The sequence below is a fragment of the Desulfovibrio sp. genome, assembly GCF_019424165.1.
Lineage (GTDB): Bacteria > Desulfobacterota > Desulfovibrionia > Desulfovibrionales > Desulfovibrionaceae > Desulfovibrio.
Map to the genome: position 1 here is coordinate 29,917 of NZ_JAHZAA010000006.1, position 14,469 is coordinate 44,385.

9 protein-coding genes are annotated in these 14,469 nt (G+C 60.8%); 6 read left to right on the plus strand and 3 right to left on the minus strand.

Going from position 1 to position 14,469, the window contains the following annotated elements:
* Positions 1-129: 129 nt before the first annotated feature.
* Positions 130-2,238 (plus strand): phosphate acetyltransferase, encoded by a 2,109-nt coding sequence (gene pta / locus QZ377_RS04165; RefSeq protein ID WP_291439799.1) that lies wholly within the window; start codon positions 130-132, stop codon positions 2,236-2,238.
* An 85-nt stretch (positions 2,239-2,323) separates the two neighbouring features.
* On the plus strand, positions 2,324-3,535 hold the full coding sequence (locus QZ377_RS04170) for an acetate kinase (protein WP_291439801.1): 1,212 nt from the start codon (positions 2,324-2,326) through the stop codon (positions 3,533-3,535).
* Between the two features lie 465 nt (positions 3,536-4,000).
* On the opposite strand, the gene QZ377_RS04175 is transcribed toward QZ377_RS04170, so the two are convergent.
* The 3 genes from QZ377_RS04175 to QZ377_RS04185 form a co-directional block, all read right to left on the minus strand.
* Positions 4,001-5,734, minus strand: coding sequence for an NFACT RNA binding domain-containing protein (locus QZ377_RS04175; RefSeq protein ID WP_291439803.1), 1,734 nt, complete (start codon positions 5,732-5,734; stop codon positions 4,001-4,003).
* Between the two features lie 392 nt (positions 5,735-6,126).
* A complete protein-coding gene (gene dksA / locus QZ377_RS04180) occupies positions 6,127-6,489 on the minus strand; it encodes an RNA polymerase-binding protein DksA (protein WP_012623938.1) in 363 nt (120 codons plus the stop codon).
* 121 nt (positions 6,490-6,610) lie between these two features.
* The gene (locus QZ377_RS04185) at positions 6,611-7,735 is read right to left on the minus strand and encodes a tRNA(5-methylaminomethyl-2-thiouridylate) methyltransferase (RefSeq protein WP_291439806.1); all 1,125 of its coding nucleotides are present in this window, start codon (positions 7,733-7,735) and stop codon (positions 6,611-6,613) included.
* Positions 7,736-8,179: 444 nt separating this feature from the next.
* Here QZ377_RS04185 and recA point away from each other — a divergent pair, with 444 nt between their 5' ends.
* From recA to hemB, 4 genes are all read left to right on the plus strand, one after another.
* Positions 8,180-9,259 (plus strand): recombinase RecA, encoded by a 1,080-nt coding sequence (gene recA, locus QZ377_RS04190; RefSeq protein WP_291439808.1) that lies wholly within the window; start codon positions 8,180-8,182, stop codon positions 9,257-9,259.
* Positions 9,260-9,395: 136 nt separating this feature from the next.
* Positions 9,396-12,074 (plus strand): alanine--tRNA ligase, encoded by a 2,679-nt coding sequence (gene alaS / locus QZ377_RS04195; protein ID WP_291439810.1) that lies wholly within the window; start codon positions 9,396-9,398, stop codon positions 12,072-12,074.
* A gap of 10 nt (positions 12,075-12,084) precedes the next feature.
* Positions 12,085-13,269: a 12,18-didecarboxysiroheme deacetylase gene (gene ahbC, locus QZ377_RS04200; RefSeq protein WP_291439812.1), complete on the plus strand. Its 1,185-nt coding sequence runs from the start codon at positions 12,085-12,087 to the stop codon at positions 13,267-13,269.
* Positions 13,270-13,387: 118 nt separating this feature from the next.
* Positions 13,388-14,374 (plus strand): porphobilinogen synthase, encoded by a 987-nt coding sequence (gene hemB, locus QZ377_RS04205; protein WP_291439814.1) that lies wholly within the window; start codon positions 13,388-13,390, stop codon positions 14,372-14,374.
* Positions 14,375-14,469: the final 95 nt, after the last annotated feature.

Here is a 14,469-nt window from a genome sequence, read left to right on the forward strand (position 1 = left end):
CCTCCTCTCCGGGGGGCTTCAGGCGGCGGGCGCGGTTGTTGCCATAAACTGAGGCCGGGGCGCGGGTGAAGGCCTGCGCCCTTTTCGCGTTATCCTGCCAGCCTGCCCGGAAAAAATCAGGGGAAGCATATGTACAACGGACTTTATATCACGGCCACCGGCCCCATGACGGGCAAAAGCGCCATTGCCCTGGGAGCCATGCAGCTACTCAGCCGCAGCATGCGTAAAGTGGCTTTTTTCCGTCCCATCATCAATGAACCGCTATGGGACGACCGCGATCCGGACATCAACCTGATGCTTGAATATTTCAAGATCAACTCCGACTACGCCGACACCTTCGCCTACACCCAGCGCGAAGCGCGCCAGATCATCAATCAGGGTTCGCGCAACCTGCTCATGGAAAACATCATCCAGAAGTACAAAAACCTGCTGGAAACCTACGATTTCGTGCTGTGCGTGGGTACGGACTTTCTGGGCAAGGATCCGGTGTTTGAATTCGAGCTTAACGCCGAAATCGCCGCAAACCTGGGTACGCCCGTCATTCTTGTGACCAGCGGGCAAAAATCCACGGCCGAAGACATCCGTGAATCTCTCCAGATCACCATGGACAGCCTGGCCCCCTATTCCCTGGACGTTGTGGCCACCATCATCAACCGCCGCAACCTCACCCAGACAGAGCTTGACGAACTGCGCACCCATTTCAGCACCGAAGACCGCAAGGCCCTCATTTACTCCGTCCCCAACGAGCCGACCATCGGCCAGCCCACCATGGGCGACGTGAAAAAAGGCCTGGACGCCGAAGTTCTTTTTGGCGAAGACCGCCTGGACGCCCTGGTGGACGACTATCTTATCGCGGCCATGCACGTGAACAATGTGCTGCACTATATTGCCAAGGATCAGCTTATCGTCACCCCCGGCGACCGCGCCGACGTGCTGCTGGCCGCCATCGCCTCGCGCCTGTCTTCCTCCACGCCGGACATAGCCGGTGTGCTGCTGACCGGCGGCATCCGCCCTGCCAAGGAAGTGTGCGAATTTATTCAGGGCTGGACGGCATCTCCCCTGCCCATCCTGCTGACCAAGGGCCACACCTACAATACCATGCTGGCCTTGCAGGAACTTATCGCTCCCATTGAGCCGGGCAACCTGCGCAAGATCAACACCGTGCTGGGCCTTTTTGAGCAGCACGTCAACGGCAAGGATATTGCCAACCGCATCGTGAGCAAGCGCAGCTCGCGCATTACGCCCATGATGTTTGAGTTTGAACTGATAGAGCGGGCCAAGGCCAGCAAGATGCGCATCGTGCTGGCTGAAGGCACTGAAGAGCGCATCCTGCGCGCCACCGACATTCTGCTGCGCCGCAGCGTGGCCGAGATCACCCTGCTGGGCGATGTGGATGAAATCCGCACCAAGGCCAGCACCCTCGGCCTTGACCTGGAAAAGGCCACCCTTATCGACCCGGTCAATTCGCCCAAGTTTGACGAATACGCCAATACCTATTACGAATTGCGCAAAAAGAAGGGCATCACGCCCGAGCAGGCCCGCGACACCATGGCGGATTCGACGTACTACGCCACTATGATGGTCAAGCAGGACGATGCCGACGGCATGGTTTCCGGCGCGGTCAACACCACGGCCCACACCATTCGCCCGGCCTTTGAATTTGTGAAGACCAAGCCCGGCTTCTCGGTGGTGTCTTCGGTATTTCTTATGTGCCTCAAGGACCGTGTGCTGGTTTTCGGCGACTGCGCCGTCAACCCCAACCCCACGGCCCAGCAGCTTGCGGAAATCGCCATTGCATCGGCCCATACGGCCGAAGTTTTCGGCATTGAACCGCGCGTGGCCATGCTCTCGTACTCCACCGGCACGTCCGGCAAGGGCGCGGACGTGGACATTGTTGTGGAAGCCACAAGGATTGCCAAAGAAATGGCCCCCGACCTGGCCCTTGAAGGCCCCCTGCAGTACGATGCCGCCATCGACCCCAGCGTGGCCAAAACAAAAATGCCCGACAGCAAGGTGGCCGGCAAGGCCACGGTCTTCATCTTCCCTGACCTGAACACGGGCAACAACACCTACAAGGCCGTGCAGCGTGCCGCCGGAGCCGTAGCCATCGGGCCGGTGCTTCAGGGGCTGAACAAGCCCGTCAACGACCTGTCGCGCGGCTGCACCGTACCCGATATCGTGAACACCGTAGCCATCACGGCAGTTCAGGCCGCGGCAGAAAGGGCCGCCGGGGGCTAGAGCCACCACGGCTGACACCGCGAAACAGCTATCCTGGGGAGGGGACGGCCCTCCCCACATTTCGTTAACAAGGAAAGGAAGACACATGAAAATCCTGGTCATCAACGCGGGCTCTTCGTCCTGCAAGTACCAACTGCTGGAAATGGACACCCACGCCGTTCTCTGCTCCGGCCTTGCCGAACGCATCGGACAGAGCGAAGGGCGTCTGACCCACAAGATCGCCCCTGATACGGACAAAGAAGAAAAAATCGTCCAGACCGCGCACTTTCCCACCCATGTGCAGGCGATGGAAATGGTCATCGGCCTGCTCACCGATGCTGAAAAAGGCGTCATCAAGGACAAGAGCGAAATTGCAGGCATCGGTCACCGTGTGCTGCATGGCGGCGAAGCCGTCAGCGATCCCGTGCTGGTGGACGAACACGTGAAAGGCATCGTGCGCGAATGCGCCGTGCTTGGCCCCCTGCACAACCCCGCCAACCTTATGGGTATTGAAGTGGCTGAAAAGCTCTTCCCCGGTGTACCCAACGTGGCGGTGTTTGATACGGAATTCGGCATGGGCATGCCCAAAGAAGCTTTCATGTACGCCCTGCCCTATGAGCTGTATGAAGACCTGCGCATCCGCCGCTACGGCTTCCACGGCACGTCGCACAAGTACATCGCGGGCGCTACCGCCAAGTACCTCGGCAAGCCCCTGAGCGAACTGCGTTCCATCACCATGCACCTTGGCAACGGCTCGTCCATGAGCTGCGTGCGCAACGGCAAATGCTTTGACACCAGCATGGGGCTGACCCCCCTTGAAGGCCTCATCATGGGTACTCGCTGCGGCAGCATTGACCCCGCCATTGTGCCTTTTGTCATGGAAAAGAAGGGCCTCACCCCCGAGCAGGTGGACACCCTGATGAACAAGCAGTCCGGGCTGCTCGGCCTGTGCGGCCACACCGACATGCGCGACGTGCATGCCGAAGTGGAAAAGGGCAACGAACGCGCCGCCCTGGCCCTCAACATGCTGGTCCGCAGCATCAAGAAGACCCTTGGCTCTTACTACTTCCTGCTGGACGGCAAGGTGGATGCCCTGGTCTTTACCGCCGGCATCGGCGAAAATGACGATATCGTGCGCGCCGAAGTGTGCGCCGGACTTGAAAACCTCGGCATCAAAATCGACGCCAAGGAAAACGGCACCCGTAAAGCCGGCGCGCGTACCATTTCCACGCCCGACAGCTCCGTCCCCGTGCTGATCATTCCCACCAATGAAGAATTGCAGATAGCCATGGCCACGGTTGAAGTGCTGGGCAAATAAACCCGCCTCATCGCAGCCGGCATCCGCGCCGGAATACACAGAAGGCCGCTTCCCACGAAGCGGCCTTCTGTGTGAGGGCAAGGTCATTTTGAAATGCTTTTGTGGGGAGGGACTCTCTTGCAAAAGCCCCACCACTCCGGTCAAGAAAACCTTTATTCAAGATGCTGGAATGAGCCTGCTGGTACGAAGATGGCCGGCAGTGGCCGCAGCCATCAAGTACGGCACTGGTTCAGCATGACTCTGCCCTGAAGCACTGTCACCTCGCAGGTGCTCTGCCGGCAACACGGGCAAACGGCCGCGAGAGACGCAGACGCAGCTTCAGCCGTTACTGCGCAGGAAGTTACGCAGCTTCCGTCGCAACGCGGGGCATCTTTACTTGCCTGCCGCCCCACCGGCGTACCAGGCGCTATCATGCTGCCGTTTTTCACCGGGCAACGCATATCTCACAGCACGCACAGGAGCGCTCTATTCCGGCAGCAGTTTTTCTTCCAGCGTGGCGTCCACCGGGACCTCCCGCGAGGCCAGCACCCTGTCTATGCGCACTGTACCCGCAGGTGCATTACGCATGGGCTTGACGTGGCGCACTTCCGCATACTGGATTCCGGCCCGGGCCGCGTCTTTTTGCCAGCTTTTATTGGCAGCCAGAGCACCTGCTTCGTCCAGGGTACGCGCCGGAACCTCCTGCCCGCCGTGCGCGCGGCGTATAATAACGTGAGATCCTGGGCCGTTTTCCGCATGCAGCCAGATATCATGCGGTGCGGCCAGTTTGCGGACCGCAAGGTTGCCCCGGGCATCACGCCCGCGCAGCAGGGCAAAGCCGTCGCTGCTGATAAAAAGCTGCACATTTTTGGGCAGGGCTGTGTGCATGCCCCCGCCAGCCGCCCCCCTGGGGGACAGGCCGCCCGCGGCTCCGGCCTCATCGGGCGTTGCCCCCACACCCAGCAGGCTGTCGCGCCGGGCAAGATGTATGGCTGCCAGTTCATCCTCAAGCGCCCTGCGCCGCAGGACAAGATGTTCCAGCCCCCGCCAGCCGCGCCGCGCCGTATGAAAAAACCGCGCCATTTCCTCACGCACACTCCGGCGCGGGTCCAGCCGTATTTCGCGCGACGGGCCGTGAGGGCCTGCATCCACCAGAACGGAAGCCGCCCGGTATTCAGCGGGCCATTGCCACAGGTGGGCCTGCAAGGCCAGGGCATCGGCCTGAAGTTCGGTCATGCCCCTGAGACGCTTTTCTTCTTCAATGAGCTTATCCAGCAGTTTTGTCAGCTTGCGCCCGCGCCTGTCCAGAGGCAGGGCCGCCTCTCTGGCCCTGTCACCCGCAAGACGCGACAGCACAAGGTCCTGTCCGGCCCGCTCGACCATACGAAGCACATCCGCGCCGCACTCTTCCACTATGGGCGTACCCGAATGCAGCTCGTCAGGGTTCAGCAGGGCTGCCTGCTGCTCCAATGCCAGAGGCCATGCGCTGATGGCCCGTATGGACTGCACGGCACGCCCTGAAGCTCCTGACCAGTCTGTGGCGTTTGCGCGGGCAGCGGGCGCTTCCTGCACGGCCGGAGACTCCTGCGCACCCGGCCCGTAACAGAATACGTCGCCGCCCCCGGCCCGCAGGTCTTCAAGCAAAGCCCATTGCTCCGGTTCTTCCAGAAAGGCCAGTGTGCGGCGCAAAGCCGGGGTGAGCACGGGCCAATCACGCCAGTTCTGCCGCGCCTGCGCCAGTTGCGCCGGTTCCGGCCAGGCTGGGGCCTCTTCTTCCGGGGCCTCGTCGTGAGCAAGAAAATGCAGCGAAGCCCCCTCCCGCAGGTCCAGCAGCAGCCAGGTCAGGCGCGACGCGCCATCCGGCTGCCCCGTACTTTCTGCGGGCGCACCGGCCTGCGCGACTTCGCCCCCGGCCAGCAAAAGCCACAACCGCCTCTCGCAAAACCTGACCACGCAGGCGTTTATGCGGCGGCCCACCGCATATTTACGCAGGCGCATGATCTGGGCTGAAGGAGCCTTGCCCGCGCTGATGCGGCTCGAACCGGAAAAACAGAACGGTTCTTTGCGGGCGTAACGCAGGCATATCTGACGTTTGCTGCCGCCGCCATACCAGGTAAGCACAAGAAAACCCGGAAAAGGTTCCTGCAATTTTTCTACCCGCGCCCCGGCGAGCCGGGGCGTCAGGTCCTCACAAAAACGTCGAAAAAGATGAGCGTCCATAAATATAAAAAACCCGCCAGGGGCGGGAACGTTGCTGTGTCCGGAACGGAAGGACGGCCCTGCGCCGCATACCGCAAACGGAACAAAAAAAGAGCGGGAAAGTAAAGCAGAAAAATAACGGCGTAAATGGCGCGCGGCCTCAGTGGACGGCCCTGTGTGCCGCCCCGGCCTGACGTGAATTTCGCGCGCATGCACGGCGCGCAGTCCTGCCCGGGCCAATCCGGGCCGCGCCATTTTCGTGGCGCGGCCCGGAAGGCAAACGCTACTCGTACACACGAGCGGCAAACACATATCACGGCAGGCCGCATCCGGCCGCATTCCCGCGCAAAGCGCCCCGCGGGACGCGCCGGACAAACCCGGATACGGGGGCGGCGGGCCTGCTTTCGGGCTGCCTAGTCTCCCCTGAGGTGTTCGTCCTCTTCCTGCTTGGCCTTGCAGTTGATGCAAAGCCTGGTCACAGGGCGGGCCTTGAGGCGCGGAATGCTGATATCATCGCCGCAATCTTCGCAGATGCCATAGGTTCCATCATCTATACGGGTCAATGCGGCCTGAATCTTGCGGATAAGCCGTCGCTCCCGGTCACGAATACGCAGGGTAAAAGCGCGATCGGATTCGGCAGTGGCCCTGTCGGCAGGGTCAGCGAACACTTCGTTACTGTCAGTCAGCTCTTCAATGGTGCTGTCGCCCTTTTGCTGGGCTTCTTCAAGCATACCCGAAAGAAGTTTACGGAAATATTCCAAATCCTTGTGATCCATGTAATCCTCCGGCGGACGCCGCTGGGGGCGCAAACACAAACTATTAACGCAATGGACCCCTATATCTTCAAGCGAAGTCTTTGTAAAGACGTCTCCCAACCTTTGCCGACAGATGTCACATCTATGAAGGATCCTGATTTTCAGCAGCATCCCGGTCTGTTACGCGCCCATGCGGCATTGCTGCAAACCTTTCCCTGGCTTCTGCCCTGATGACGGCCTTCACATCGTCCCAGGGCGTTTCGCCCCAAGCCTCGCCCAGCCGCTGCGGCAGCACGTCCAGATCAACCGCGGATTCATCCTCCATTCCCTGGCGCGCCCGCACAGCCACTGCCCCGCCATGGGCCAAGGCCTTGGGCGCATAGGAAGCCACATGCGCCGCAGCGCTTTCAAGCACAGGACGCGGCCATTCCGCACCGCAACGCGCCAGAGCCATCGGCCCTGCCAGATCGCGCAGGCGCAGCAGCAGGTCACCGGGGCGCACCGCGGCGGCCAGCTTGTCGTTGTCTGCGCTGTTGCGCCCGATGCACAGCCAGTAATGCCGCCCGTCTTCATGATGCCAGAACTGGCGGCCCAGATTGGCAAGGGCGAAATCCTCGCCCGAAGCTTCGGGCAGCAGGGTCAGCACCGTCCAGTAACGGCGGGCATTTTCCTTTTCCGTCAGGCGGCAGCCGCCTCCGGGAGTGGGAATTTCCGTAATACCCAGTTCCGCCGCCAGGTCAAGCTGGTCTCGCCTTCCCCGGCCCGAAAAGCTTAAAAGCCGCGTGCGGTCCACAAGGCCGCTTTCTTCCATCTGGGTGGGCGGCAAGTGAGTGGCGGAAAGAGGACGCAGCAAAATACCGGCCACGCCCGCATCACGCATGATAAGATGCAGGGTGTCCCGCCGCTGCGACATGGGCCGCTGGCCCAGTACCTCGCCCGTGGCAAGACCGGCTGCGCCCACGGATTCCATATATTTCCGCGCTTCGCGCAACAGAAGTATCTTGCAGTCCACACAGGGGTTCATGACCTTGCCGAAGCCGTGCTCCGGACGCTGCCGCAGCATGGCCGCAAAGGCTTCGCTCACGTCACGGCTGACTATGTCCAGCCCGTAAACATTGTGCCAGTAAGGCACTGCCTTGGCCGAACCGAAAAAAGGCGTGATAAAGTGCAGGCAACGCACAGAAAGGCCTTGCCGCTCCAGAACCTTGGCCGCCAGGATACTGTCCAGACCGCCGGAAAACAGCGCAATAATATCAGGTGTGCTCATGCCGCGCTTGTATGCCAGACAAGGCGTACTATGCAAGAGGCGGGCAAGGGAATTTTCTTGCCAGAGCATCTATCAGTAATTACATTCAACAGGCCGCAAAGAAAACAACCCGCGCCACAAAAGGCAATGTGCACGCCACCGGCACGCACCGTCTGCGGATTTTTAATTGAAAATTATATCTGCGGCAGACACGTTGGCGCAGGGTCGGCGTCAGAGCGCAGGATGCGCCAGCGGCGGCCTGGCGCGACCAGGGAGGCGCGCCCGCTTCCGGCAAAAAATTTTGCATGCCGCGGCTGGAGGCCCGCCTTTTACCGCAGCGCAAAACAATATCAGCCCCATATCACGTTCACAGGGCCATGGGCCGAGGCTCCGCGCATTTGCCTTGCCCCCCGCCCTTTGCTATAATGATGCGCTTGAAGATATCTTTACCCGGAGCATAAAATCATGGCCAGAAAACCGGCCCTCAGCCCTGAAGAAGCGCGCGCTGAAGCCCTGGGCACAGCCCTTGCCACTATTGAACGCAAATACGGCAAGGGCGCCGTCATGAAACTTTCTGACGATGCCCATGTGAATATACCTGTTATCCCCACCGGTTCCATCGGCCTTGATCTGGCCCTTGGCGTGGGGGGCATCCCGCGCGGGCGCATCTCTGAAATTTTTGGTCCCGAATCATCGGGCAAAACCACCCTCACCCTGCACATCATTGCAGAATGCCAGCGTTTGGGCGGCACCTGCGCCTTTGTTGACGCGGAGCACGCCCTGGACGTGTCTTACGCCAGACGGCTGGGCGTCAACACGGATGAACTGCTGATCTCGCAACCCGACTACGGCGAACAGGCTCTGGACATCGCGGACATGCTGGTCCGCTCCGGCGCTGTGGACCTTGTGGTGGTGGACTCCGTGGCGGCACTCATTCCCCAGGCCGAACTGGAAGGCGATATGGGCGAAACCCAGGTGGGCGGCCATGCCCGCCTCATGTCGCACGCCATGCGCCGCCTCACGGGTACTATCCACAAGTCGCGCACTTCGGTCATCTTTATCAACCAGATACGCATGAAGATCGGCGTTACGGGCTACGGCAGCCCCGAAACCACCACGGGCGGCAACGCGCTCAAGTTCTACTCTTCCGTGCGCCTGGACATCCGCCGCATCCAGACCCTCAAGGACAAGGAAGAGTCATTCGGCTCGCGCACCAGGGTCAAGGTGGTGAAAAACAAGGTGGCACCGCCCTTCCGTAGCGCCATTTTCGACATTCTGTACGGCCAGGGCATTTCACGCGCGGGCGAACTGCTTGACCTCGGCATCGAGGCCAAGATCATCGACCAGAGCGGCTCATGGTTCGCCTTTGGCGCCGAAAAACTGGGCCAGGGCCGCGAAAAAGTGCGCGCCCTGCTGGACGAAAACATTGACCTGCGCAATCAGATCGAAGCCAAGGTTGTGGAGTTTCTGGGCCTTCACCCCCAGGAATTTACTCCCACCGCCGAAGATATTGCGGAAAGCCAGGACCCCGTTCTCGAAGACTGACGTTTTCCGGCAGGCCCGGCAGCCGCTGCGCAAGCATGCGGTTGCCGGGCCTGTGCCGTGAAAGTACCCTCAATGACCAGAAAGGCCGCCGCCTGAAGGCACGGCCCGTACCGCGCAGCCCTCATCAGGAGCCAGTATGCTCACCGCCAAAGAAATACGCCGCCGCTACCTCGACTTTTTTCACCGTCACCAGCACGAAATTGTCGCTTCCGGGCCGATCATTCCGCCCAACGACCCTTCGCTGCTCTTTGCCAACTCAGGCATGGTGCAATTCAAAAAACTCTTTCTCGGCGAGGAAAAACGCTCCTACAGCCGCGCCACCACCTGCCAGAAGTGCCTGCGGGTTTCGGGCAAGCACAACGACCTTGAAAACGTCGGGCGCACGGCGCGCCACCACACGTTTTTTGAAATGCTCGGCAACTTTGCCTTTGGCGACTATTTCAAGCGCGAAGCCATCACATGGGCCTGGGATTTTGTGACCAAAGAACTGGAGCTGCCCAAAGAAAAACTGTGGGTCACGGTTTTTCGCGAGGACGATGAAGCCGCCGAACTGTGGGCCGAAATTGCCGGGCTGCCCGCTGAACGTATTGTGCGCATGGGCGAAAAAGACAATTTCTGGACCATGGGCGACACCGGCCCCTGCGGGCCGTGCTCCGAAATCTATGTGGACCAGGGCGCAGACATGTCCTGTGGCCCGGACTGCGGCATCGGCAACTGCGACTGCGACCGCTTTCTTGAAATATGGAACCTCGTGTTCACCCAGTTTGACCAGAGCGCCGACGGCACACGCACCCTGCTTGCCAGACCCAACATAGACACGGGCATGGGCCTTGAGCGCATGGCCGCCGTGGCCCAGGGCAAACGCTCCAACTTCGACTGCGATCTTTTTCAGGATATTATCCAGTATGCGGCCGGGCTTGCGGGCGTAACGTACAGCTTCAGCGCCCCGGACACCAATGATGTGGATACGGCCCTGCGCGTCATTGCCGACCACAGCCGCGCCGCGGCCTTTCTTATTGCGGGCGGCGTGCTGCCCTCCAATGAAAACCGCGGCTATGTGCTGCGCCGTCTTATCCGCCGCGCCCTGCGTTTTGCCACGCTCATGGGCGTGCATGAGCCGTTCATGCACAAGGTTGCCCGCAAGGTCACCGAAGTTATGGGCGATGCCTACCCCGAACTGGTGGAAAGTGCGGACTTCATCGACCGGGCCGTGTTTGAGGAAGAGCAGCGCTTCTCCCTCACACTCAAGAAAGGACTGGATCTGCTCGAAGAAGAACTGGCCGCCCTCAAGGCACGTGACATTACGCTGATTCCCGGCGACTTCTGCTTCAAGCTGTACGACACTTACGGCTTTCCTCTGGACATCGTTACCGACGTTGCCGAAAAGCGCGGTTTTCATGCCGATGCCGAAGGCTTTGAAAAGTACATGCAGGAGCAACGCAAACGCGCCCGCGACCACCAGAAGAAAGGCGGCCTGCTGGGTCAGGGTGAAGACGGAGAAAGCCCCTTCAAATCCCTGGCGGACGGCGGCGCCGAAAGCAGCTTTGTGGGCTATGAAGGCCTTACGGCCCAAAGCCCTGTGACCATTCTGCTGGATGCTGCGGGCCAGCCCGTGGACGTGCTCGGCGAAGGCGAAAACGGCTATGCCGTGACCGAAGCCACGCCTTTTTACGGCGAAGGCGGCGGCCAGACGGGCGATACGGGCCTCATGAGCGCCACCTCCGGCGAGGCCCGGGTGCTTACCACCCACAAGCCCGCGCCCCAGTTGCTGGTGCATGAAATCGAGGTTGTCCGGGGCGAAATACTCCAGGGCAAGGAAGTGCGCCTGGCTGTGGACCCTGACGAACGCAAGGCCACGGCCCGCAACCACACCTGCACCCACCTGCTGCACGCGGCCCTGCGCCGTGTGCTCGGCCCCCACGTCAAACAGGCGGGTTCGCTGGTTGACGGCCGCCGCCTGCGCTTTGACTTTTCCCACATCGCAGCTCTCACACCTGAAGAGCTGGCCGCCGTGGAACGGCAGGTCAATGCCGCCATTCTGGCCGACCTTGAGGTTTCCGCCAGGGAAATGCCCATGGCGGATGCCGTGGCTGCCGGGGCCATTGCCCTTTTTAACGAAAAATATGGCACGACTGTGCGCGTGCTCACAGTCGCAGGCGCAGAAATGTGCGATCCTGAGTCCGTTGAACTGTGCGGCGGCACACATTTGACCCGCACGGGCGAAGCCGGAGCCTTCTTTATTGTGAGCGAAAGCGGCGTGGCCGCAGGCATGCGGCGCATTGAGGCCGTCACAGGCTGGAACGCTTACGGTCATGCTGTGGAACAGCGCGCCGAACTGGGCAGCCTTGCTGGCCTGCTCAAGTCCAAGCCCGGCCAGCTTGCCGAACGCGTGCAGGCCCTGCACGGCGAAGTGAAAAAGCTGCGCAAGGCGTCGGAAAAAGCGGCGGCTGCCCCTGCCTCCGGCGCGGAACTGGCCGCGCGGGCCGTTGAGGTCAACGGAGTGCGCCTGCTGGCAGCCCGGCTGGACAATGTACCGGTCAAGGCGCTGCGCGAGGTTATGGACGACGTGCGCTCGCGGCTTTCTGAAAATGCGGTGGCCTGCCTTGCCACGGTGGAAGAAGGCAAGGTCGGCATGCTTGTTTATGTTTCCAAGGACCTGCACGGCAGATTCACGGCGCCCGCCCTTATCAAGACCGTGGCCGCACCTTGCGGCGGCTCGGGCGGCGGCAGGCCCGACCTGGCCCAGGCAGGCGGCAGCCAGCCTGAAGGGCTGGACGAGGCCTTTGCCGCGCTGAAAAAATGTATCGAACAATAAGGATTGTGTGATGATTGGCATTTCCAAGCTGTACTGTGGTCAGGTGGAGCCTTCGGACGCCCTGCGTTATGGCCGTGAGTCGGGCAAGCTGCCCTCCCACCTGCTGCAGTTTTCCAAGGACAAGAAGCCTGTGGTGGTCTGGAACATGACCCAGCGCTGCAACCTCAAGTGCGTGCACTGCTACGCCCACGCCATTGAGGTGGACGGCACGGATGACATCAATACCCAGCAGGCCAAGGCCATGATCGACGATCTGGCCGCCTACGGCGCTCCGGTCATGCTTTTCTCCGGCGGCGAACCGCTGGTGCGCAAAGACCTTGTTGAACTGGCCAGTCACGCTACGTCCCGGGGCATGCGGGCCGTCATTTCCACCAACGGAACCCTGATCACCAAGGAAAAAGCACGCGAACTCAAGGCCGTGGGCCTTTCCTACGTGGGTATTTCCCTGGACGGCATGGAAGAAATACACGACAAGTTCCGCGCCGTACCCGGCGCGTTCCGCAAGGCGCTGCAAGGCATCGCCAACTGCCAGGCCGAAGGCCTCAAGGTGGGGCTGCGCCTCACCATCAACAAGCGCAATGCGGGTGAAATTCCCGGTATTTTCCGCCTGCTCAAGGACATGGAAATTCCCCGCGCCTGTTTTTACCATCTCGTGTACTCCGGCCGCGGCTCCGAGCTTATCAAGGAAGATCTGGACCATGCGGAAACCCGCCAGGTGCTGGACCTCATCATGGATGAAACCCGCGCCCTGTTCGACGCCGGAAAGGGCAAGGAAATCCTCACTGTTGATAACCACGCCGACGGCCCCTATGTATGGATGCGCCTCAAGCGCGAAGATCCCAAGCGTGCGGAAGAGGTTTTTGAGCTGCTTCAGTACAATGAAGGTAACAGCTCCGGCCGGGGCATAGGCTGTATTTCCTGGGACGGAAAGGTTCACGCCGACCAGTTCTGGCGGAACCATGTGCTCGGCAACGTGCTGGAGCGCCCGTTCTCGCAGATATGGGACGACCCCTCCATCGAACTGCTGCACATGCTCAAAGACAAGAAAGCCCACGTCAAGGGCCGCTGTGCCAAGTGTCAGTTCCTGAACATCTGTGGCGGCAACTTCCGCGCCCGCGCCGAAGCCTATTATGATGACATATGGGCACAGGACCCGGCCTGCTATCTGACTGATGAAGAAATCGGCCTGAAGTAGTTTCTTTTGTGAGGAGGCTCCTTGTTCACAAAGGGGCCTCTTTCGCATCATCTGCCATATGTTATATGCATTCTCGCTATGATAGAGGCAGCCTGGCCTGAAAAACAAGGATAGAGCCATGACTCCGTTCCATCGCGGCCGCCGCCTGCGCGCCACCCCCGAGCTTCGTACCCTGGTGCGCGAAACCGCGCCCCTGCTTGTGGAAGACCTTATTCAGCCCTATTTTGTGGTTGAAACCGAAGACGCCGGTTTTCGCAAAGAAATCAGCTCCATGCCCGGCCAGTATCAACTGAGCCTCAGCCAGTTGGAAAAACAGGTGGAGCAGGCCGTGGATACGGGCCTGCACTCGGTCATTCTTTTCGGCATTCCCGCCGCCAAGGACGAAAAAGCCTGCGGCGCCTACGCCGATGACGGCATCGTGCAGGAGGCCCTGCGGCTGCTCAAGCGCCGCTGGCCCAAACTTTTTGTCATGACGGACGTATGCCTGTGCGAATACATGAGCCACGGCCACTGCGGCATCCTTACGCCCGAAGGAGTGATCCGTAACGACGCTACCCTGCCCCTGCTGGCGCAGACAGCCGTAAGCCACGCCAGAGCCGGGGCCGACATGGTTGCCCCTTCGGACATGATGGACGGGCGCGTAGCCGCCATCCGCGAAGCACTGGACCAGGCCGGTTTTTCCCGGCTGCCGCTCATGTCCTATGCGGTCAAATACGCCTCGGCCTATTACGGGCCTTTTCGCGAAGCCGCCGAAAGCGCGCCTTCCAGCGGCGACCGCAAATCCTATCAGATGGACCCGGCCAACCTGCGCGAAGCCTTGCGTGAAGCCTATGCCGACCTTGAAGAAGGCGCGGATGCCCTCATCGTCAAGCCCGCCGGGCCATACGCCGACATCATCCGCCTTGTGCGCGATCATGTGGACGTGCCGCTCTGCGCCTACCAGGTCAGCGGCGAATACTCGATGATACGCGCTGCCGGGCTTAACGGCTGGATAGACGAACGGGCCGTCATGCTTGAATCCCTCATGGGGCTGAAGCGTGCCGGGGCGGACATGATCGTCACCTATTTTACAGAAACCCTGCTGCGCGAAAAGCTGGCAAGGTAGGGCGAAGCATAATGAGCAAGCACATGCACCACGCCGGGGGCCATCCCGGCGGCATGCCCGGCAGCGCGGGCAACCCCATAAGCGGCCACCCCGGT

Bases quoted from the DNA above. Each gene is read 5' to 3' on its own strand.
- pta (WP_291439799.1), top strand. From the start codon at position 130: ATGTACAACGGACTTTATATCACGGCCACCGGCCCCATGACGGGCAAA.
- QZ377_RS04170 (WP_291439801.1), top strand. From the start codon at position 2,324: ATGAAAATCCTGGTCATCAACGCGGGCTCTTCGTCCTGCAAGTACCAA.
- QZ377_RS04175 (WP_291439803.1), bottom strand. From the start codon at position 5,734: ATGGACGCTCATCTTTTTCGACGTTTTTGTGAGGACCTGACGCCCCGG.
- dksA (WP_012623938.1), bottom strand. From the start codon at position 6,489: ATGGATCACAAGGATTTGGAATATTTCCGTAAACTTCTTTCGGGTATG.
- QZ377_RS04185 (WP_291439806.1), bottom strand. From the start codon at position 7,735: ATGAGCACACCTGATATTATTGCGCTGTTTTCCGGCGGTCTGGACAGT.
- recA (WP_291439808.1), top strand. From the start codon at position 8,180: ATGGCCAGAAAACCGGCCCTCAGCCCTGAAGAAGCGCGCGCTGAAGCC.
- alaS (WP_291439810.1), top strand. From the start codon at position 9,396: ATGCTCACCGCCAAAGAAATACGCCGCCGCTACCTCGACTTTTTTCAC.
- ahbC (WP_291439812.1), top strand. From the start codon at position 12,085: ATGATTGGCATTTCCAAGCTGTACTGTGGTCAGGTGGAGCCTTCGGAC.
- hemB (WP_291439814.1), top strand. From the start codon at position 13,388: ATGACTCCGTTCCATCGCGGCCGCCGCCTGCGCGCCACCCCCGAGCTT.